Consider the following 20902-nt stretch of genomic DNA (forward strand, 5'->3'; position numbering starts at 1 on the left):
GATGACCGTTGACGACCGTTTCAGCCAGGACTTCCGGGGCACGGGAGACGACCCGCCCCTCGGCACGCGCAACGAGATCGTCACCGGCCCGGTGTCCGACTGGGCGACCGACTTCTCCCACCTGGAGCCCGAGTGGGCCGCGGACCCGTACCCCATCCAGGACGAGCTGCGGCAGCGCTGCCCGATCGCGCACACCGACCGCTTCGGCGGCGGCTGGCTGCCGACGCGGCACGAGGACGTGGCGGCCATCGCGTACGACACCGAGCGATTCTCCTCGCGCTCGATCATCATGAGCAACTTCCGGCCGCCCCGCGAGGTCGCGCCGATCGGCGGCTCGCCGCCGATCTCCTCCGACCCGCCGTTCCACCACGACGCGCGCAGGCTGCTGCTGCCGGCGTTCACCAAGACCGCCGTCGCCAGGCGGGAGGCGTCGACGCGGGCGCTCTGCCATGAGCTCATCGACGGGTTAGCCGGCCAGGACGTGGTGGACGCGGCCCGCGACTACGCCCAGCACATCCCGATGCGGGTCATCGCCGACATGCTCGGCTTCCCGCCCGAGGACGGGCCCCGCTTCCGCGAGTTCATCGAGAACGCGCTCGAAGGCGTGAACCGGCCGGCGGAGAAGCGCATGGAGGGGATGGAGCAGCTGTTCGACTACCTGCTCGTCCAGATCCGCGACCACGTGGACCACCCGCGCGACGACCTGACGACCTACCTCGTCGACGCCGAGCTGTACGGGCAGAAGCTGGAGTCCTCGCACGTGGCGGGGACGATGGCGCTGCTGCTGATCGCCGGGATCGACACCACGTGGAGCGCGATCGGGGCGTCGCTGTGGCATCTGGCCAAGACGCCGCGCGACCGCGAGCGACTGGTGGCCGAGCCCGGGCTGCTGCCGGCCGCGATGGAGGAGCTCCTGCGGGCCTACGCGCCGGTCACCATGGCGCGGCTGGTCAAGGAGGACATGCGCTGGAACGGCGTCGACATGAAGGCCGACGACTGGGTCCTGCTGTCGTTCCCGGCGGCCAACCGCGACCCGGAGCAGTTCGACCGGGCCGGCGAGGTCGTCATCGACCGCGAGGTCAACCGGCACGCCGCTTTCGGCCTGGGCATCCACCGCTGCGTTGGGTCGCACCTGGCCCGCATGGAGCTGCGGATCGCCCTGGAGGTGTGGCTGGAGCGCACCCCGGTCTTCGGCCTCGACGACCCGGCGGCGGTCACCTGGGCCACGGGCCAGGTCCGCGGCCCGCGTACGCTCCCGCTCCGCATCGGCTGACCACCGATACTTGATCATCTTCGGGGTGGCTCGCTAGGGTTGGGCGCCTTTGCCCGGTCCGAACCGCCCCCCGAGGATGTCCCGTGCGCCGCTACCGTTTCGGCCGGATCGCCGCGCCGCTCGCCCTCGCCTACGCGGCCCTGGTCGTCGCGCTCGGCGTCGTCGCGCTGGTCACCCGCGACCCCGCGCTGCTGCGGCGGCTGGTCGTGGGGGAGTGGGACCCGCGCGAGGTTCCGTTCGTCTGGTGGGCGGAGCTCCTCGTCGTGGCGGCCGGGTTGCTGCAGGGCTGGGCCTACTGGCAGGCGCTGCGCGGGCGCGCCGCCGGAGCGCTGACCGGCAGGGGCAGGCGGGTCGCGCTGCTCCGAGCGGCCCTGTACGTCAGCCTCGCCCTGACGCTGGTCGTCCGGCTCCCGATCCCGTACGCATGGTGGACGGGCGTGCTCGGCGGCCTGCTCCAGCTGCTTGTCGTCTGGCTGTTTCCGCTGGTCCTCGCCCCGGTGCTGTCCCGGGGATGGCGGCTCCTCGCGCTCGTGGCGGGCACGCTCAGTGCCGTCTCGCTGATCGCCACCAGCATCACCTACTGGTTCGACCTGGCTGCCCTCATGAGCATCGGCTCGTTCGGCGGGCTGGACGAATTCATCTGGGTCCTGTGGATGGTGCCGATCCTGGTGGGCCAGGCCAGGGATCCGCGCTGGAGCCGGACCACGGTGTGTACGGGCGCGATCTCGGGGGCGATGTCGTTCGTGTCGCCGTCGTCGTACTCGTACATGCTGGTGTACGACGAGATCAACTATTCCCTGCTGTACCACAGCCTCCTGGGCGCGGCGAGCGTCTTCGGCATCGTGTGGGACGCCCGCTCCGCCCACGAGCTGGCCAACCCGATCCCGCAGTCGCCCCTGGTCCGGCCCGCGCCCGAGCGGGCGGCGGCGCGGCCCTGGCAGCTCGCGGCCGTGGCCGTCGCGCTCCCGCTCGTCCCCGCGGCCGTCAATCTCGCGCAGGGCTCGGTGCTGTGGATCGGCCCCAGGGGCGTGATCGAGAGGTTCCTGCGCGAGGAGACAGGCGCCGGCGCGATCATGACGTGGTTCGCCTTCGACGTGCTCGTCGGCGTGGGGGCGCCCGCCGCGCTGATCCTGATCGCGGTCGTCCGCAGGACCCGGCCGCTGCTGCGCGCCACGGTCAACGCCCTGGCGCTGGCCGCCGTGATCGGCGCCGTCTCCTTCCTCACGTACGAACCCGACCCGGTCGAGGAGTCCCTCTCCCACAGGATGCTGATCTACCCGGAAGCGCTGCTGAGCAGGGGCGAGGACGGCGGGTTCCGGTTCGGGCTCTCGCCGCTGTGGTACGGCGCCGCGCTCGCCACCTCCGCCCTCATCCTGACCGTTTTGTACGGTGCCACCCCGAAGCGCCGCCCCCTGCACCACCTGCTGGCCGTGGCCGCGGCGTTGTGCGTCGTCCCGGCCGCCGACCTGGCGCGCGGCCCCGTCACCACGGCCGAGGACTGCTCGCCGCGCGACTCCTGGGAGTACGACGAGGAGCCTCCGCCGCCGACCGGCGAGCGGGCGTTCGTGTGCGCGGTACGCACCGGCCGTACGTTCGCCGCCACCACCCCCGACCAGGTGCTGCTCGCCCACGGCCGCCGCCTGTGCGACGCCTACACCCGCGACGACCGGCGGGAGCTGGCCCGCCTGCGGGTGAACGCCGAGAGCCTGGCCTCGACGCTCGCCGGGATCTGCCCGCGCGCCGACGCGGCGATCAAGGCCGAACGCGCCGCCGCGGACCGGGAGTTCGAGGAATGGGAGGCGGAGGAACAGCGCAAATGCGACGCGGCCCCGCGCCACCGCCCACTCGTCCCGCCCGCCCGATCCTCCGTCCTCAAGAAGCCCGAGTGGCCCGAGGGAGGTCTGGAGATGTACGACGAGACGGACGACGGCGAGGACCCGGCGGAGGTCTACGCCGAAGCCGCGGACAACGGACTGGTCGGGAGCGGCCCCGGCCACCTGGCCGTGATGACCCACTCCGACGCTCACGTCTGCGTCACCCTCGAGACCTACACCCGCCGCCCGCCCGTGGAGACCAAGGGCTGGGACCAGGTGGTGGAGGTCGGCTACCTGAGCTCGTCCGGGCAGATGGTGCTGTCGGACGGCCTCAGCGGCACCAAACTGCCCGACCTGTCCCTCTACGGCCGCAAGGGCCACTACCGCATCCGGGTGCACTTCGCCTGGGTCCCCTGGAAGGGCGACAAGTACGGCACCCAGCGGCTGCTGATCATGGCCTACCCGGCGAACGGCGACAAGGTCGTCTCCTATCGCACGCCAGGCGGAAGCTGAACGGATACGCAACGTCCGCGTGGCTAGCCTCCAGGAGCAGCACGGGCTGGTGGCGGTAGACCCGCCACCAGCCCGGCATCGAGGGTCACATCGTCGTGGTGAACGTGTGGGTCCCGGCGCCCACCTCCTGCGGGATGGCGCCCGGCAGGTCCACCTCGGCGACCGTCCCCGGGGGCACGGTCGCCGTGACCGTGAGCGTCTCGCCGTCCCGCTCCCACGAGACGGCCGCGAGGCCGTACGGGGTGTCGAGGCGGGCCGAGGCCTGCGTGAGGTCGCCGCCCGGCCGGGGTGCGATGCGCAGGCGGCGGTAGCCGGGGGCGGCCGGGGCGAGCCCGGCCACCGTGCGGTGCATCCAGTCGGCCACCGCGCCGAGCGCGTAATGGTTGAACGAGGTCATCTCACCGGGGTTGACCGAGCCGTCGGGCAGCAGGCTGTCCCAGCGCTCCCAGATCGTCGTGGCGCCCATCGTCACCGGGTACAGCCAGGACGGGCAGTTACGCTGGAGCAGCAGCCGGTAGGCCGTGTCGTACGCTCCGACCGAGCAGAGCGCGTCGCAGATGAGCGGCGTGCCGACGAACCCGGTGCCGATGCGGTGGTCGTCCTGGCCGACCAGCTCGACCAGGCGCCGCCCGGCCCGCTCCCGCTGCTCGGCCCCGTCCAGCAGGTCGAAGGTCAGGGCCAGGGCATAGGCGGTCTGGGTGTCGCAGGCCAGCCGCCCCGACGGGGTGACGAACTCCCGGCGGAACGCCTCGCGCACCTCCCGCGCCAGGGCCGCGTAGTGCCCGGCGTCGGAGTCGTGACCCAGCAGGGCCGCCGTCTCGGCCAGGACCGCGGCGGTGTGGGCGTGGTAGGCGGTGGCGACGAGCGCGTGGTCGGTACGGGCCCTGCCGGGGTCGTCCGGCGGCGCGGCCGGGTCCAGCCAGTCGCCGAACTGGAAGCCCTCGTTCCACAGGTGGTCGTCGCCGGCCAGCCCGTCCACCTGGTCCACCCACGCCTTCATGCTCGCGTACTGCCGGCGTAGCAGCCCGAGATCGCCGAAGCGCTGGTAGAGCGTCCACGGCACGAGCACCGCGGCATCGCCCCACGCGGCGGTCGGCGAGTTGCCGAACAGCAGCGGCACCCACGGCACGTAATGCGGCACGGTGCCCTCCTGGACCTGCTCGACGGCCAGGTCGGCGAGCCAGGACGCCAGCGGGCCCGAGCAGTCGTAGAGGAACGCGGCGGCCGGTGCGAAGACCTGGATGTCGCCGGTCCAGCCGAGCCGCTCGTCGCGCTGGGGGCAGTCGGTGGGCAGGTCGACGTAGTTGCCGCGCATGCTCCACACGACGTTGTCGTGCAGCCGGGACAGCAGCGGGTCCGAGCAGGTGAAGTCGCCGGTCCTGCGCATGTCGGTGTGGCAGACCACGGCCACGACGTCGGAGGCCGGGTCCAGCTCGCCGGGCCAGCCGTCGATCTGCGCGTAGCGGAAGCCGTGCGTGGTGAAGCGCGGCTCCCACTCCTCCGGCCCGTCGTCGCCGCGCAGCGTGTACTGGTCGAGCGCGGCGGCGTCGCGCAGCGGGCGGATGGCCAGCCCGCCGTTCTCCAGGACCTCGGCGTGCCGGAGCGTGACCGTGTGCCCGGCCGGGCCCTGGACGCGGATGCGCAGGCGGCCGGCGATGTTCTGGCCGAAGTCGAGGATCGTCTCCCCGTCCGGCCCGGTCAGCGTCTCCACCGGCGCCAGCGTCTCGATGCGCCGGACCGGCGGGCCCGTCGGTGCGACGAGCAGGGCCGGGTCGTGCGGGAGGGAGTCGGCGGGCAGCCAGGCCGCGTCGTCGAAGCCGGGGCCCGACCAGCCGGACGGCAGCAGGCGGGCGTCGTACTTCTCGCCGTCGTACAGGCTGGCGGCGGTGACGGGCCCGGTCGCGCAGCGCCAGCTCCCGTCGGTGGCCAGCACGTCGGTGGTGCCGTCGGCGTAGGCGATCTCGAGCTGGGCGATGAGCGCGGTACGGTCGCCGTACAGGTCGCTCTTGCCGCCCCGGAAGCCGATCCGGCCTCGATACCAGCCGTCGGCGAGGGTGGCGCCGATCGCGTTGGCACCCTCGGTCAGCAGGTCGGTGATGTCGTGCGTGCGGTAGCGCAGGCGGTGGCCGTAGCTGGTCCAGCCGGGGGCCAGGACGTCGTCGCCCACGACGCGGCCGTTGATCTCGGTCTCGTGGACGCCGTGGGCGGTGACGTACAGGCGGGCCCGCTCGATCGGGCCGCGGACGGTGAAGTCGCGGCGCAGCAGCAGCGCGGGGCCGTCGGGGAGACCCAGCAGCTCCAGCGGCGGCGCCGCCGCGCCCGCCGTCCAGTCGGCCGGCTCCAGCAGCCCGGCCTCCGCCCACGACCAGGGGCTCCAGTCGCTGACCGAGCCGTCGCGGCCGTGCACGCGCACCCGGGCGCCGCGCCGTTCGCGCGAGCCGAGTTCGCCGTCCGGCCAGGGCACGAGCACGGATTCCGCCGACTCGACCCGGCCGGTGGCCGTGCCGTCGCTGAGCTCGATCTCGTACGCCTGCTGCCGCCAGCCGGGGAGTTCGGTGGCGACGGTCCACGACAGACGCGGAGCGCTTTCGCCGATGCCGATGGGGTCGTGGTGGTGTTCGAAGACGGGCGCTTCGACATGCACGAGGGTCACGGGTCTCCTAGCCCTTGATGGCGCCGGCGGTCATGCCGGCGACGATCTTGCGGTTGAAGAAGATGAAGAGCAGCAGCGGTGGGATCGTGATCAGGACGATGTCCATGAACAGCAGGTTCCACTGGGTGTTGTACTGGCTCTGGAAGTTGTAGAGGGTCACCTGCACGGTGGCGTTGTCGTCGCCGGGGGTGAAGTAGAGCGGGTTGACGAAGTCGTTGAAGATGGCCACCGAGGTGGTCAGGACCACGGTGATGGTGACCGGCTTGAGCAGGGGGAAGATCACCCGGAAGAAGAGCGCGAGCCCGGTGCAGCCGTCGATCTGGGCGGCCTCGTCCAGTTCGCGCGGGATGGCCGCGATGAACGCCCGGAACAGCAGCACCGAGTACGCCATGTGGAAGGCCACCTCGATGAGGATCAGCCCCGGCAGGGTCTTGAACAGGCCGAGCGCCTGCAGCAGCCAGATGGTGGGCACGATCGCAGGCGGGATGATCAGCCCGGTCAGCACCAGGAAGTTGGCCACCGAGCCGAGCCTGCCCGTGCGGCGCTGCAGCACGAACGCGGCCATGGAGGCGAACACGACGATCAGCACGACCGACGCGACGGTCAGGACGGTGCTGTTGACGTAGGCGCGCAGCAGCACGTAGTCGCGGGCCTCGATCACGTCCACGAAGTTCTGCACGATCGGCCAGTTGGCCGGCCAGGCGAAGTCCAGGTCGGTGGCCTGCGTCTGGTCCTTGACCGCGGTCAGCAGCATGAGCGCGAACGGGATCAGGAAGATCACCCCGGCCAGCACCAGCGCGATCGCCTCGGCACCGAGCCTTCTCAGCGCGGTCATGCGGGCACCTGCCTTTTGCCGAGGACGTAGTTGAGCGGGACGACGATGGCGGTGACCACGACGAACAGCAGCACGTTGCCGGCGGTGGACAGGCCGAAGAAGCCGGCCTGGTACTGCTTGTAGATGATCGAGGCGATGGTGTCGCTGGTGAAGCCGGGCCCGCCGCGGGTCATCGTCCAGATCAGGTCGAAGGAGCGCAGGCCGCCGATGAACGACAGGATGATCACCGAGTAGGTGGCCGGCCAGGACAGGGGCAGGGTGACGTGGCGGAAGCGGTGCCAGGCCCCGCCGCCGTCCACGGCCACGGCCTGGTAGTAGTCGCGGGGGATGGACAGGATGCCGGCGATGTAGATGACGGTGGCGATGCCGACGCCCTTCCACACATCCACCAGGGCGACCGACAGCAGCGCGGTGCCGGCGTCGCCGAGCCAGTCGGGGCCGTCGATGCCGACCACGGCCAGGGCCTTGTTGACCAGGCCGGTGTCGGGTCTGAGCAGGGCGCTGAAGGTGATGCCGACCGCGACCGTGGAGACCAGGACGGGGAAGAACACCACCGAGCGCAGGAAGCCGCGCAGCCGCAGTTTGCTGGTGAGCAGCACGCCGAGCAGCAGGCCGAGGATCACTTTGAGGCCGCTGGTGACGACGGCGTAGAACAGCGTGTTGGTGAAGCCGATGCGCAGGTTCTGCTCGGACAGGAAGTCGCGGAAGTTGTCCAGGCCCACGAAGGTGCTGTCGAACAGGGTCCAGCGGGTCAGCGCGAAGTAGAAGGCCATCACCGTCGGCACCAGGAAGATCACCAGGTAGACGACGGCGGCCGGCAGGTAGAGCGCGTACGGGTAGGCCGACCTGCGCTTGGCCGGGCCGGCGGGCGGCCGCGCGAGTGCCGGGCCGGGCCCCGAGCGGGGCCCGGCGTCCTGCCTGGTCACCACCCCGCGAGCCCCAACTGCTTGGCCTGCTTCTCGACATCCTTGTCGTACTGGGCCGCCCCCTCGGCGGCCGGCGTCAGCCCCGAGCCGACCGCGACGGTGATCTGCTCAAGAGACGGGCCCTTGACCGGGGAGAGGAACTCCAGCGCGGGCGCGGTGGCGCTCTTGTCGATGTACGCCTGAAGGTCCTTGGCCACCTGTACGGCGTCGTCCGGCAGCTTGGCGCCCGTGATGCGGTACGGCCCCGAGGGCTGCACGACCTTGCTGACCGCTTCGGTCGCGGCCGGCGAGGCGACGAAGGCCAGGAACTTCTTGGCCGCATCCAGGTTCTTGGTGCTCTTGGGGATGTAGACGCCGCCCGGCTCCCAGAGGGTGGCGCCGTTCTTGGCCGCGTCGGTGCCGGGGACGCCGAAGAAGCCGACGTCGGTGGCCGCCTGCGGCATCGTGTCCACCAGCGGCGGCACCTGGGCGCTGAGCATCGGGTAGTGCGCGCCCTTGCCCTCGACCAGCATCTTCATGCCCTGGTCGGCGGTCGCCGAGCCGAAGCCCTCGTTGAGGTAGCCCTTGGCCTTGACGTCGGCCAGGTGCTGGAACCCGGCCAGCGCCGCCGGCGTGGTGGCGAACTTGGCCTTGCCCGCGGTGTAGTCGGCGGCGAAGTTCGGGACCGCGGCCTGGACGTTGTAGAAGTCGCCGAGCACGAACAGCTGCGAGGTCCAGGTGTCCTTGAACGTCGAGATCACCGGCGCGATCCCGGCCGCCTTGATCTTCTCGTTGTTGGCCATGAACTCGTCCCAGGTCTTCGGGACCTGCAGGCCGAGCTTCTCGTAGACCTTGCGGTTGTAGAGGATGCCGCCGCCCAGGGCGGTGCCGGAGGGCACGCCGAACACGTGGTCGCCCTGGCTCACCACCGGCAGGAAGTCCTTCTGGACGTTCTGGATCGCCGGGTCGCCGGCCAGGTCGACCAGGGTCTGCGACGGGTTGAGCGCTTGCAGCAGCGACCCGGAGTTGTACGCGAACACATCCGTCATGTCGCCCGTCGAGAGCCTGGTCTTGACGATGTTGTCGCCCTCGCTGCCGGGCGGTCGCGTCTCCATCTCGATCTTGATCTTGGGGTTGGCCTTCATGAAGGCTTCCGTCATGGCCTTGGCCGTGTCGACCGAGCCCTGGCCGTTGTCCACGAGGTATTTCAGGGTGACTGTGCCGTCGGCTGCCGGCTCGGCGCCCGAGCTCGAGCCGCAGGAGGTCAGGGCCGTCATCGTGAGAACGGCCAGAGCCGCTCCCAGCGCGCGGTGAGAGGTCTTCACAACGCCCCTCCGGGTCCGTTGAATCGTTTTAACGCCCCCCGATGCGAGTTAACGTAAGCGTTACAGGGCCTGGCGGTCAAGGCTCGATTTGAGGAACGGTCCCCAATCGTGATCCACGTGGAGTGGGTGGACTCTTGGATATCCGATCTCTTGAATGGGTAACGTTATTCATCGCGGCACCGGCCTGGAGCTCGTACAATCGGGTCGCGTCGAGTCGAACGGGGTGCGTCACATGGTCACGCGCGACGGGCGGCGACGGGTGACGATCACCGATGTGGCGAGCCACGCCCGGGTCTCCACCACCGCCGTGTCGAAGGTGCTGCGCAATGCGTACGGGGTCAGCGAGGCGATGCGCGTCAAAGTGCAGGCCGCCATCGACGAGCTCGGCTACCGGCCGCAGGCCGCGGCCCGGGCGATGCGGGGGCGCACGTTCACGTTCGGCGTGGTGCTGCCGCACATCAGAAACCCGTTCTTCGCCGACATCCTCGACGGCTTCGACGAGCAGATCGCGGGCGCCGGCTACCAGGCCATCATCGTCCAGGGCAGCGGCAGGGACGCCGAGGCCGAGGTCCGCGCCATCGACGCCCTGGTGGACCGGCAGGTGGACGGGATCCTCGTCGTCGCCGCCGTCATCGCCAGGGCCCGCCTCGAAGAGATGGCCAGGAACACGCCCACCGTCGTGCTCGGCCGCCACGACCGTTCGGCGGTCTACGACTCCGTGCTCGACGACGACGAGGCGGGGGCCGAGCTGGCCGTCGAGCATCTCATCGCGCTCGGCCACCGCCGCATCGCGCACATCACGCAGAAGGACGTCGGAGCCGTCCGCTCCGTGACGCTGCTGCACACCATCAGGGCCAGGACGTACGAACGGGTGATGGCCGAGCACGGCCTGGCCGAGCACATCGCTCTCGCCGCCACCGCCTACACCGAGGAGGGCGGCCACCAGGGGACGTGCGAGCTGCTGGCCCGCACGCCCCGGCCCACCGCGATCTTCGCCGGCGCCGACCAGGCCGCCTTCGGCGCGCTCGCGGCCATCCACGAGGCCGGGCTGGCCGTACCCGGCGACGTCTCCGTGGTCGGCTACGACAACGCGCGCGCGGCGGCCCTTTCCCACATCTCGCTGACCAGCGTGGACCAGGACGGGATCATCATGGGCAAGACGGCGGGGCGGCTGCTGCTGGAGCGGATCGAGGGCCGCACGACGGCGGTGCGCTTCTCCGTCACGCCCACCCTGGTGACCCGCCGCTCCACCGCCCCGCCCGCCTGACGCGCGGGCGTCAGGTCAGAAGGAGTACGGGCCGAAGCGACCCCAGGCCACGACGGCGGCCAGCAGGAGGAGCACCGCGTTGATGGCGATCCCCTGGTATTCCTTGCGGCGGACGTGTACGACCGCGGCCCCGATCATGACGATGACCAGGCCGGCGGCGGCCAGCGGCGTCAGCACCGGGACGATGCCCAGCGCCGCGGGCAGGATGAGCCCGATGCCGGCCAGCACCTCCAGGGCGCCGATGCCCTTGACGGCGCCGGCGGAGAAGTCCTCCGTCCAGGCCAGGCCGGAGGTGGCCAGCTTCTCCTTCGGCTGGGACAGCTTCATCAGCCCGGCCCCGAGGAAGGCCAGGGCGAGGAGGCCGGCGATGATCCACAAAACGACGTTCATCGGGAGTCCGATCGATGGCGAGATGACTTAAAGCTTCAACCGGAAGATACGCACGTCGCACTTGAAGCGTCAAGCGTGAGGCGGCGCGTGATCACTTGATCCATCAAGTTAGAGTGGAGAACATGGAGCACCCTCAGGAGCCGCGCTGGCTGACCGCCGAGGAGATGGAGAGCTGGCTGGCTCTGGTCACCGTGCTGATCAAGCTGCCGGCCGCGCTGGACGGGCAGCTGCTGCGCGACGCCGGGATCAGCCACTTCGAGTATCAGGTGCTGGCCGGGCTGTCGATGACCCCCGAACGCACCATGCGCATGAGCGACCTGGCGGTGATCTCGGAGGGGTCGCTGTCCCGCCTGTCCCACGTCGTCAACCGGCTGGAGAAGCGCGGCTGGGTGCGCCGCACCCCGGACCCGGACGACGGCCGTTACACCCTGGCCATCCTCACCGGGGAGGGTTGGGAGAAGGTCGTCGAGACCGCCCCCGGGCACGTCGAGGCCGTACGCGGCTTCGTCTTCGACCCCCTCACCAAGGCGCAGATCCGGCAGCTGCGCGAGATCGGCCGCCGCATCACCCACGCCATCGACCCCGGCGACGGCTGCCTCGACCGGCACCCGGCCACCGCGCGCCCGGAGCCCGACCCCGACTCAATCCCCAACCGGGAGCCCTCATGACGTCCATCCTCAACCCGGACATCCCCGCCGGGGCCTACGACGCTTTCCTGCCCGGCGCGCTGCCCCGGGCGCGCGCCCAGCGCCCCTGGACGCCCGCCGACGGCCCGCTCCCCGCTCTCTACCTCAGCCACGGAGCGCCCCCGCTCTTCGACGACGGGCCCTGGATCGGCGAGCTGTTCGCCTGGGCGCAGTCGCTGCCCAAGCCCAGGAGCATCCTCATCGTCTCCGCCCACTGGGAGGCCGCGCCGCTGGCCCTGTCCGCGCCTGCCGCCGGCACCCCGCTGGTCTACGACTTCGGCGGCTTCCACCCGCGCTACTACGCGATGACGTACGACACCCCCGACGCCGGCGCGCTCGCCCGGCGGGTGGCCGCGATGATGCCCGACAGCGAGCCGGTCCACCAGCACCCCAGCCGCGGCCTCGACCACGGGGCGTGGGTGCCGCTGATGGCCATGTACCCGCTGGGCGACATCCCGGTGCTGCAGCTCAGCATGCCGACCCACGACCCCGACCGGCTGCTGGAGCTCGGGGCGCGGCTGGCCCCGCTGCGGGAGGAGGGCGTGCTGGTGATCGGCTCGGGGTTCATGACGCACGGGCTCCCCTTCGTCACCTCGGAGATGCTCCACCGGGGTGTCGTCCCCGCCTGGTCCTCCGACTTCGACGCCTGGGCGGCCGACGCCCTGGCCAGGGGTGACGTGGGGGAGCTGGCGGCGTTCCGGACCCGCGCGCCCGGCATGCCGTACGCGCATCCGACCGTCGACCACTACATCCCGCTGTTCGTCACGCTGGGGGCGAGCGGCCGGGTGGACCGGCCGGTGACGACGGTCATCGACGGCTACATGATCGGATTCTCCAAGCGGTCCTTCCAGACGGTGGCGTAGCGCCGATACGTACGGCAAGAATCCAGAAAGTTTCGGTCAGCGTGACGGTGGCGCGGTGCTGGCCCGGACGATCAGCTCGGTGCCCAGCTCGACCCGGGTCTGCGCCAGCGGCTCGCCCTGCGCGAGCTTCATGAGCATGGCGGTGGCCGTGGCGGCCATCTCGGTGAGCGGCTGGCGGACCGTGGTCAGCGGCGGGACCGCCCACTGCACCGAGGGCAGGTCGTCGAAGCCGACGACGCTCAGGTCACCGGGGATGCGCAGGCCCAGCTCGTAGGCGGCGCGATAGACGCCGACGGCCTCCCCGTCGTTGCAGGCGAAGATCGCGGTCGGCGGGTCGGGCAGGCGCAGCAGCCGGTGGGCCTGGGCGAGGCCGCCCTCGATGATGAAGTCGCCCGAGCCGATCAGCTCGGGGTCGACGGGCACCCCGGCCAGGTCGAGCGCGGTGCGGTAGCCGTCGAGCCGGGCCCGGCTGGACAGGGCCCAGTCGGGCCCGGTGATGAGGGCGATGCGGCGATGACCGAGGTCGAGCAGGTGGCGGGTGGCCGAGAGGCCGCCGCTCCAGTTGCCCGCGCCGACCGAGGGGACGCCGGGCCCGGGGTCGCCCGACGGGTCGAGCAGCACGATGGGGATGTCGCGGGTGACGAGCTGGTCGCGCTGCTCCTCGGTCAGGCCGGAGAACACCGCGATCACGCCCGCCGGGCGGCGGCTCAGCACGCCTTCGATCCAGCCGTGCCCGGAGCCCGAGCGCTGCTGCATGTCGGAGATCACCACGGCCAGGTGATGCTCGCGGGCGACCTGGTCGACCCCCCTGATCATCTCGATCGGATAGTCACCGCCCAGAGCGTGGAACACCACCTCCACCAGGGCGGACGCGGTGACGCGCCGGCGCTGGCGGCGGTAGCCGTGGCGGCGGATGAGGCCCTCGACGAGGGCGCGGGTCTCGGGGGCGACCTCGGAACGGCCGTTGACCACCTTGGAGACGGTCGCGGTGGACACGCCGGCCAGCTCGGCGAGCTGCGTGATGGTCAGCGGCTGTGGCGTGGCGGACGGCTCCTCGGTGGCGGTCATGGCCGCAGTCTAACCGGATGGTTTCGGAATGTGGGACCGATTGTTTCGGCGGTCTTACGAGGAGGTTCTTGACGGATTTCGGGAATTCGACCTAGAGTCCGGGCTTAACGATCGGACCTTGGACCGAAACTTTCCGACGCGCTGGCGAACCCCCCATTCGAAGGAGCGCGGCATGCATCGACCTGTCTCCAAACGCGGCGTGACGGCCGCGCCCGCCTACTACGACATCGCCCCAGCGCTCCGCTCCTGAGCGCCGGCCCCCACCGAAAGAGACCGACGTGAAGCTCCGCAACGTAACCCCGGTCGTGCTCGCCGCGGCCCTCGCCCTGTCCACGGCCGCCTGCGGTGGCGGCGGTGGCGGCACCCCGTCCCAGCCGTCGGGCGGCGACAGCAAGTCGTTCGAGTTCTGGTCCTTCTCCGGGATCGACCAGAAGGCCTCCGTCGACGACTACCAGAAGCAGAACCCGGGCGTGCAGATCAAGCTCACCGAGGTGGGCAGCTCGGTCGAGACGGCGCAGGCGCTCACCACGGCACTGGCCGGCGGCAAGGTGCCCGACCTCGTCCTCATCCAGGGCGACGACCTGCCCAAGTTCGTCCAGCAGCCCCAGAACTTCTACGACCTGCGCCAGCTCGGCGCCGACAAGATCAAGGGCGACTACCTCGACTGGGTGATGAGCGCGAGCACCGCCAAGGGCGGCGAGATCATCGGCATCCCGACGGACGTGGGCGGCATGGCCGTCGCCTACCGGGCCGACCTGTTCAAGGAGGCCGGGCTGCCGACCGACCGCGAGGAGGTGGGCAAGCTCTGGCCCACCTGGGACGCCTTCATCGAGACCGGCAAGAAGTACACCGCCAAGACCGGCAAGGCGTTCATGGACAACGCGGCCACCAGCGTGTTCTACCAGGCGGTCAACCAGGGGCCGCAGAAGTACTACGACCCCTCGGGCAACGTCGTCTACAGCACCAGCCCGCAGGTCAAGACGGCCTTCGACCTGTCGCTCAAGGCCGTGCAGGCCGGGATCACGGCCAAGCAGGGCTCGTTCACCGAGGGCTGGACCGCGGGCATGGGCAAGGGCCAGTTCGCGGTGATCTCCGCGCCGTCGTGGATGCTGGGTGCGATCCGCAGGAACGCCCCCGACACCAAGGGCAAGTGGGACGTCGCCACCATCCCCGGCGGGGCGGGCAACTGGGGCGGCAGCTACCTGGCGATCCCCAAGGGCGCCAAGAACGCCAAGGCGGCCTGGGAGTACATCACCAAGACCCAGTCGCCGCAGGGCCAGCTGACGCACTTCCTGGACTCCGGCTCGCTGCCCACGACCCCGTCGGTCTACAAGGACGCCAAGCTCACCGGGCTGAAGGACGAGTTCTTCTCCGGCGCGACGATCGGCGCGATCTACACGAACTCGCTGCTCGGGCTCAAGCCGTTCTACATCGGCCCGGACAGCTCCGCCATCGGCCAGGAGCTGCAGAACGCGATCACGAACGTCGAGCAGGGCAAGGGCGATCCGGCCAAGGCGTGGGACACGGCGCTGGCCAACGTCAAGACGGCCATCGGCAAGTAGGACCAGCGTGACGACGAGCCTCAGCACGTCGCGGGCGGTGGAGACGCCGCCCGCGCTCACGACTCGGGTGCGGCAGAGCATCGGCGAGCGCATCGCCCCTTACTTCTACATCGCCCCCTTCTTCCTGATCTTCGCGGTCTTCGGCCTGGTTCCGCTGCTGTTCACGTTCTACGTGGCGCTGTTCGACTGGAACCCCATCGGCGAGCACGTCTTCATCGGCTTCGACAACTTCAGCCGCCTGCTCGCCGACGCCCGGTTCTGGAACGCGCTCAAGAACACGATCAGCATCTGGGTGCTGTCCACCGTCCCGCAGCTGGTCCTGGCGCTGCTCCTGGCCCACCTGCTCAACCACGCGCGGCTGCGGCTGGCGGTCTTCTTCCGGATGTCGATGCTGGTGCCGTACATCACCTCGGTGGCGGCCACCACGATCGTCTTCGCCCAGATGTTCGACCGCGACTACGGCCTGCTCAACTGGCTGCTGGGGTTCATCGGCGTGGAGCCCATCGACTTCAAGCAGTCGGTCTGGGGCAGCCACCTGCTGATCGCCGTGATGGTGACCTGGCGCTGGTTCGGCTACACGACCCTGCTCTACCTGGCCTCGCTGCAGGCGATCCCGCGCGCGATCTACGAGGCGGCGGCGGTGGACGGCGCGGGCGGGTGGAAGCAGTTCCGCCACATCTCCATCCCGTCGCTGCGTCCCGTCATCGTCTTCACGGTCGTGACCTCAACGATCGGCGGGCTGCAGATCTTCACCGAGCCGCTGCTGATCTCCCGGTCGCAGACCTGCGGGGCGATCCGGCAGTGCCAGACGCTCACGTTGTTCCTGTACGAGCAGGGCTTCGGCCAGTTCCAGTTCGGTTACGGCGCGGCCATCGGCGTGGCCCTGTTCGTCCTCGTCATCGTCGCCGCGACGGTCAACTACCTCCTGTCCACCCGCATCCGCCCGGAGCGCTGATGACCTCCAAGAGCAATCGGGTCCCCTGGTGGACCTACCTCCTGCTGGGGCTGGCCGCGTTCGCCTGCATCTTCCCGCTGTACTGGATGTTCGTGGTGGCCACGACCGACTCGGCGACCGCCACCCAGCTGCCGCCGAAGATCACGCCGGGCGGCAACTTCTTCCACCTGGCCGAGCTGGTGTTCACGACCGTGCCGTTCGTGCGCTCGATCGTCAACAGCCTGATCGTGGCCGGGACCATCGCCGTCGGGCACGCGGTGCTCTGCTCCCTGGCCGGGTTCGCCTTCGCCAAGCTGCGCTTCCCCGGCCGCAACGTGCTCTTCCTGATCGTCGTGCTCACCATGACCGTGCCCACGCAGCTCGCGGTCATCCCGCAGTACATGATCATCTCCTCCCTGGACTGGGTGGACACGTTGCAGGCCCTCATCGTGCCCGGCCTGGCCAGCGCGTTCGGCATCTTCTGGATGCGCCAGCACCTGTCCACGACGATCAGCGACGAGATCCTGCAGGCGGCCCGCATCGACGGGGCGAACACCTGGCAGATCTTCTGGCGCATCGCGTTCCCGCTGGTGCGGCCGGCCGCGTTCGTGCTCGGGCTGCTCGGCTTCGTCACCTCGTGGAACGACTTCCTGTGGCCGTTCATCGTGCTGAAGTCGCCCGAGATGTACACCGCGCAGATCGCCATCAAGGCACTGCAGAACAGCCTCGACGTCGACCTCGGCCTGGCCATGTCGGGCTCTTTCCTGGCCACCCTGCCGCTGCTGGTGCTCTTCGTGTTCGTCGGCAGGCGGATGGTGGCGGGGATCATGGACGGCGCCTTCAAGGGCTGAGAACTCACATTAAGGAAGTCATGACATTCGTGAATGAGCCGTGGCGTGACCGCGGCCGCCCGTCCGCCGAACGCGTCGAGGCCCTGCTGGCCGAGATGACGCTGGAGGAGAAGGTCGCGCAGCTCGGCTCCGTGTGGATCCAGACCGACGACCCCGGCAACGTGGCGCCCCTGCAGGACCGCTTCGCCGCGGTGGAGGGACTGGAGGAGCGGCTGCGCGACGGGGTCGGGCACCTCACCCGCGTGTACGGCACCGAGCCGCTGTCCGCGGCCGAGGGAGCGGCCCGGCTGCGGGGGCTGCAGGAGCGCGTGGTGACCTCGAACCGGCTCGGCGTGCCCGCGATCGCCCATGAGGAGTGCCTGACCGGGTTCGCGACGTTCGGGGCGACCGCGTACCCGACGCCGCTGGCCTGGGCGGCGACGTTCGACCCCGGTCTCGTCGAGCGCATGGCGGCGGCGATCGGCGCCGATCTGCGGGCCGCGGGCGTGCACCAGGGCCTGTCACCGGTGCTGGACGTCGTACGCGACTATCGCTGGGGGCGGGTCGAGGAGACGCTGGGCGAGGACCCGTACCTGGTGGGCAAGATCGGCGCGGCCTACGTGCGCGGGCTCGAGAACGCCGGGATCATCGCCACCCTGAAGCACTTCGCCGGCTACGCGGCCTCGCGCGCGGCCCGCAACCACGCCCCCGTCAGCATCGGCCCGCGCGAGCTCGCCGACGTGATCCTCCCGCCGTTCGAGGTCGCGCTGCGCGAGGGCGGCGCGCGTTCGGTGATGAACTCCTACACCGACCTCGACGGCGTCCCGGCCGCCGCCAGCGCGGACCTGCTGCGGCGGCTGCTGCGGGACGAGTGGGGGTTCGAGGGGACGGTGGTGTCGGACTACTGGTCCGTCCCGTTCCTCGCGTCCATGCACCGGGTGGCCGAGGACGTCGCGGCGGCGGGCGCGATCGCGCTGTCGGCCGGGATCGACGTGGAGCTCCCCGACACCCGCGGGTACGGCCGCAACCTGCTCGAGCAGGTGAAGGCGGGCCACGTCGACGAGGCGCTCGTGGACGAGTCGGTACGCCGCGTGCTCCGGCAGAAGGTCGACCTCGGCCTGCTGGACGGCGGCCCGCTCGTCCCGGACGGGGCCGAGGAGGTGGACCTGGACAGCGCGCGCAACCGTGAGCTGGCCGCCGAGGTCGCGGAACGTTCCATCGTGCTGCTGTCCAACCCCGGCCGGGTCCTGCCCGTCGATCCGCTCGTGACCCGGCGGCTGGCGGTCATCGGGCCGTGCGCCGACGACCCGCGTACCCTCATGGGCTGCTACTCCTTCCCCAACCACGTGCTCGACCGCTTCCCCGAGAGCGGCATGGGCCTGCCGGTCGCCTCGATCCTGGAGGGCCTGACGGCCGAGTTCCCCCACGCCGACGTGCGCCACTGCCTCGGAGCCGAGGTGTCGGGCGACGACGCGTCGGGGATCCCCGAAGCCGCCGAGGTCGCCGCCCAGGCCGACCTCGTGCTGCTGTTCGTCGGCGACCGGGCCGGGATGTTCGGCGGCGGCACGTCGGGCGAGGGCTGCGACGCGGCCGACCTGCGGCTGCCCGGCCGCCAGGCCGACCTGGTCGAGGCGGTCCTGGCGACGGGCACGCCGACCGTGCTGGTCGTGGTGTCGGGGCGGCCTTACGCGCTCGGCGCCTACCAGGACCGGGTGGCCGCCGCGGTCCAGGCGTTCTTCCCCGGGGTCGAGGGTGCGGCCGCGGTCGCCGGCGTGCTCAGCGGCCGGGTGAACCCGTCCGGGCGGTTGCCCGTGCAGATCCCGTACTCGCCGTTCGTGAACCCGTCCACCTACCTCCAGCCGCCCCTGGGGCAGAAGGCGGAGGGCATCACGGTGCTCGACCCGACCCCGGCCTTTCCCTTCGGGCACGGGCTGTCGTACGCGGCGATCACGTACGAGGCCATGCGGACGTCGAGGGCGGAATACGGCACGGCCGGCGTGGTCGACGTGCGGGTGACCGTGCGCAACGACGGTGACCGGCGCGCCGAGGAGGTCGTGCAGGTCTACGCCACCGACCCGGTGGCCCAGGTCGCCCGGCCCGTCCAGTGGCTGGTCGGCTTCGCCCGCGTGCCCCTGGACGCGGGGGAGAGCCGCGAGGTGGTCTTGGAGGTGCCCGCCGAGGCGTTCTCGTTCACCGGGCTCGGCGGGCGGCGGATCGTCGAACCGGGGGAGATCGTGCTGTCCTCCGGGCCGTCGGCCGCCGACCTGCCGCTGAGCGCGTCCATCCGGCTGGTCGTCGATCCCGGGAAGAAGGGCTGAACGTGCGTACGTACGGCAACCCCGTCGTCGCCGGGTTCCACCCGGACCCCAGCGTGTGCCGGGTCGGCGAGGACTACTACCTGGTGTGCTCCAGCTTCGAGTATTTCCCGGGCGTGCCGATCTTCCACAGCCGCGACCTCGTGCACTGGCGCCAGATCGGCAACGTCCTCGACCGGCCCTCGCAGCTGAACCTGCCGCCGGACGTGTCCGCCTCCGGCGGCATCTACGCGCCCACCATCCGCCACCACGACGGGCGCTTCTATGTGATCACCACCAACGTGAGGGCCGGCGGCAACTTCATCGTCACCGCCGAACGCCCCGAAGGCCCCTGGTCCGAGCCGGTCTGGATCGACCTGCCCGGCATCGACCCCGACCTGACCTGGGACGAGGACGGCGCCTGCTGGTGCGCCTTCTCCGGCACGCAGGTGGCGCGCGTCGATCCGGCCGAAGGGAAGGTGCTGGAGGGGCCGTACCAGGTCTGGTCCGGCACCGGCGGGAAATATCCGGAAGCGCCGCACCTCTACCAGGTGGACGGCTGGTGGTACCTGCTCATGTCCGAGGGCGGCACCGAGCGCGGCCACGCCGTCTCGATCGCCCGCGCCCGCTCGCCGCGCGGCCCGTTCGAGCCCGGCCCGGTCAACCCGATCCTGACGCACCGCGGCACCGACCGGCCCATCCAGAGCACCGGCCACGCCGACCTCGTTCAGGCCGCCGACGGGACCTGGTGGATGGTCCTGCTCGGCACCCGCCCGCGCGGCTACACCCCCGAGTACCAGGTGCTCGGGCGGGAGACGTTCCTCACGCCCGTACGGTGGGAGGACGGCTGGCCGGTCGTGGGCCCCGTCGAGGAACGCCACCCGGCGCCCGCCGCCTGGCACCCGCTCCCGCCCGAGCCCTCCCGCGACGACTTCGACGAGCCCTCGCTACGGCCCTGCTGGATCTCGCCGCGCGGCCGCCCGGACGGCTCCTGGTCGCTGACCGAGCGGCCCGGCCGGCTGACCCTGCACGCCACCGGCCCGACCCTCGACCGGCCCGGCCACACCTTCATCGGCCGCCGCCAGCAGCACCACGACTGCCGCGTCACCGCCCTGCTGGAGCCGGGCGAGGGCACGGCCGGGGTGTCGGTCCGGATGGACGAGGCCCACCACTACGACCTGGAGGTCCAAGGGGGGCTGGTGCGGGTGGTCGCGCGCATCGGCCCGCTCCGGCAGTGCCTGGCCGAGCGTCCGGTGCCGCCTGGGCCGCTCACGCTCGCTCTCGACATCCGCACCCGCGACATCCTGCCGCCGTCCGTCATCTCACCGGCCGACGAGCCGGTGGGGGTGGACGGCCGGGGGCCGGACACCATCGCCTTCTCGGCGGACGGCACGCTCCTGGCCGAGCTGGACGGGCGCTACCTGTCCACCGAGGTGGCCACCGGGTTCACGGGGCGGGTGATCGGGATGTACGCGACGGAGGGGAGCGCGAGCTTCGACTGGTTCGACTACCAGCCCGCCGACCACTGACCGGCCCGCCCACCCTTCGGGAGGAGCGGCTCAGGGCGCGATGGGCGGCGGAGGCGGGCTGCCTCCGCTCCCCGGAAGGAGGGCAACCTCGTGCGGTGGGACGGGCGTTTAAGGTGCTTCCCTTATTAAGGCAGTCGCCTTAGGGTTGAGGGCGACTCGTC

16 protein-coding genes are annotated in these 20902 nt (G+C 71.0%); 10 read left to right on the plus strand and 6 right to left on the minus strand.

The window, feature by feature from the left end; translation table 11 throughout:
• Position 1 precedes the first annotated feature (1 nt).
• Complete coding sequence (locus ACIHFD_RS37700; protein WP_397371054.1) at positions 2-1273, plus strand: cytochrome P450; 1272 nt, start codon at positions 2-4, stop codon at positions 1271-1273.
• Between the two features lie 83 nt (positions 1274-1356).
• Positions 1357-3600: a hypothetical protein gene (locus ACIHFD_RS37705; RefSeq protein ID WP_397371055.1), complete on the plus strand. Its 2244-nt coding sequence runs from the start codon at positions 1357-1359 to the stop codon at positions 3598-3600.
• 85 nt (positions 3601-3685) lie between these two features.
• Here ACIHFD_RS37705 and ACIHFD_RS37710 read toward each other — a convergent pair whose 3' ends face one another.
• The 4 genes from ACIHFD_RS37710 to ACIHFD_RS37725 are packed head-to-tail and all read right to left on the minus strand — an operon-like array spanning position 3686 to position 9318.
• Entirely contained in the window at positions 3686-6253 is a 2568-nt protein-coding gene (locus tag ACIHFD_RS37710) for a family 78 glycoside hydrolase catalytic domain (RefSeq protein WP_397371056.1), read from the minus strand.
• A gap of 7 nt (positions 6254-6260) precedes the next feature.
• Complete coding sequence (locus tag ACIHFD_RS37715) at positions 6261-7088, minus strand: carbohydrate ABC transporter permease (protein ID WP_397371057.1); 828 nt, start codon at positions 7086-7088, stop codon at positions 6261-6263.
• Positions 7085-8014 carry a carbohydrate ABC transporter permease gene (locus ACIHFD_RS37720; RefSeq protein WP_397371058.1) on the minus strand — a complete coding sequence of 310 codons (930 nt, stop codon included), beginning with the start codon at positions 8012-8014 and terminating at the stop codon, positions 7085-7087. Before ACIHFD_RS37720 ends, ACIHFD_RS37715 begins: the two co-directional genes overlap by 4 nt.
• Positions 8011-9318, minus strand: coding sequence for an ABC transporter substrate-binding protein (locus ACIHFD_RS37725; RefSeq protein WP_397371059.1), 1308 nt, complete (start codon positions 9316-9318; stop codon positions 8011-8013). Before ACIHFD_RS37725 ends, ACIHFD_RS37720 begins: the two co-directional genes overlap by 4 nt.
• A gap of 232 nt (positions 9319-9550) precedes the next feature.
• On the opposite strand from ACIHFD_RS37725, the gene ACIHFD_RS37730 reads away from it, so the two are divergent.
• Positions 9551-10585, plus strand: a complete 1035-nt coding sequence (locus tag ACIHFD_RS37730) for a LacI family DNA-binding transcriptional regulator (RefSeq protein ID WP_364257079.1) — start codon at positions 9551-9553, stop codon at positions 10583-10585.
• A gap of 15 nt (positions 10586-10600) precedes the next feature.
• Here the strand turns inward: ACIHFD_RS37730 and ACIHFD_RS37735 are convergent, their stop codons facing one another.
• Entirely contained in the window at positions 10601-10975 is a 375-nt protein-coding gene (locus ACIHFD_RS37735) for a DoxX family protein (RefSeq protein WP_350740892.1), read from the minus strand.
• A gap of 122 nt (positions 10976-11097) precedes the next feature.
• Here ACIHFD_RS37735 and ACIHFD_RS37740 point away from each other — a divergent pair, with 122 nt between their 5' ends.
• Positions 11098-11643 (plus strand): MarR family winged helix-turn-helix transcriptional regulator, encoded by a 546-nt coding sequence (locus tag ACIHFD_RS37740; RefSeq protein WP_397371060.1) that lies wholly within the window; start codon positions 11098-11100, stop codon positions 11641-11643.
• Positions 11640-12524 (plus strand): dioxygenase, encoded by an 885-nt coding sequence (locus ACIHFD_RS37745; RefSeq protein ID WP_397371061.1) that lies wholly within the window; start codon positions 11640-11642, stop codon positions 12522-12524. Before ACIHFD_RS37740 ends, ACIHFD_RS37745 begins: the two co-directional genes overlap by 4 nt.
• A gap of 36 nt (positions 12525-12560) precedes the next feature.
• Here the strand turns inward: ACIHFD_RS37745 and ACIHFD_RS37750 are convergent, their stop codons facing one another.
• Positions 12561-13592 (minus strand): LacI family DNA-binding transcriptional regulator, encoded by a 1032-nt coding sequence (locus tag ACIHFD_RS37750; protein WP_397371062.1) that lies wholly within the window; start codon positions 13590-13592, stop codon positions 12561-12563.
• Positions 13593-13870: 278 nt separating this feature from the next.
• Between ACIHFD_RS37750 and ACIHFD_RS37755 the strand changes: the two genes are divergently transcribed.
• Genes ACIHFD_RS37755 through ACIHFD_RS37775 form a run of 5 tightly spaced genes read left to right on the plus strand, consistent with a single transcriptional unit; the run spans position 13871 to position 20741 of the window.
• Positions 13871-15154 carry an ABC transporter substrate-binding protein gene (locus tag ACIHFD_RS37755; protein ID WP_397371063.1) on the plus strand — a complete coding sequence of 428 codons (1284 nt, stop codon included), beginning with the start codon at positions 13871-13873 and terminating at the stop codon, positions 15152-15154.
• A 7-nt stretch (positions 15155-15161) separates the two neighbouring features.
• On the plus strand, positions 15162-16109 hold the full coding sequence (locus ACIHFD_RS37760) for a carbohydrate ABC transporter permease (RefSeq protein ID WP_397371064.1): 948 nt from the start codon (positions 15162-15164) through the stop codon (positions 16107-16109).
• Entirely contained in the window at positions 16109-16939 is an 831-nt protein-coding gene (locus tag ACIHFD_RS37765) for a carbohydrate ABC transporter permease (RefSeq protein ID WP_363982272.1), read from the plus strand. Before ACIHFD_RS37760 ends, ACIHFD_RS37765 begins: the two co-directional genes overlap by 1 nt.
• Positions 16940-16959: 20 nt before the next feature.
• Positions 16960-19236: a glycoside hydrolase family 3 N-terminal domain-containing protein gene (locus tag ACIHFD_RS37770; RefSeq protein ID WP_397371065.1), complete on the plus strand. Its 2277-nt coding sequence runs from the start codon at positions 16960-16962 to the stop codon at positions 19234-19236.
• Between the two features lie 2 nt (positions 19237-19238).
• Positions 19239-20741 carry a glycoside hydrolase family 43 protein gene (locus tag ACIHFD_RS37775; protein WP_397371066.1) on the plus strand — a complete coding sequence of 501 codons (1503 nt, stop codon included), beginning with the start codon at positions 19239-19241 and terminating at the stop codon, positions 20739-20741.
• The last annotated feature ends 161 nt before the right edge of the window (positions 20742-20902 follow it).

The organism is Nonomuraea sp. NPDC051941 (genome assembly GCF_044593615.1).

Bases quoted from the DNA above. Each gene is read 5' to 3' on its own strand.
- ACIHFD_RS37700 (WP_397371054.1), top strand. From the start codon at position 2: ATGACCGTTGACGACCGTTTCAGCCAGGACTTCCGGGGCACGGGAGAC.
- ACIHFD_RS37715 (WP_397371057.1), bottom strand. From the start codon at position 7,088: ATGACCGCGCTGAGAAGGCTCGGTGCCGAGGCGATCGCGCTGGTGCTG.
- ACIHFD_RS37730 (WP_364257079.1), top strand. From the start codon at position 9,551: ATGGTCACGCGCGACGGGCGGCGACGGGTGACGATCACCGATGTGGCG.
- ACIHFD_RS37735 (WP_350740892.1), bottom strand. From the start codon at position 10,975: ATGAACGTCGTTTTGTGGATCATCGCCGGCCTCCTCGCCCTGGCCTTC.
- ACIHFD_RS37740 (WP_397371060.1), top strand. From the start codon at position 11,098: ATGGAGCACCCTCAGGAGCCGCGCTGGCTGACCGCCGAGGAGATGGAG.
- ACIHFD_RS37745 (WP_397371061.1), top strand. From the start codon at position 11,640: ATGACGTCCATCCTCAACCCGGACATCCCCGCCGGGGCCTACGACGCT.
- ACIHFD_RS37750 (WP_397371062.1), bottom strand. From the start codon at position 13,592: ATGACCGCCACCGAGGAGCCGTCCGCCACGCCACAGCCGCTGACCATC.
- ACIHFD_RS37765 (WP_363982272.1), top strand. From the start codon at position 16,109: ATGACCTCCAAGAGCAATCGGGTCCCCTGGTGGACCTACCTCCTGCTG.
- ACIHFD_RS37770 (WP_397371065.1), top strand. From the start codon at position 16,960: ATGACATTCGTGAATGAGCCGTGGCGTGACCGCGGCCGCCCGTCCGCC.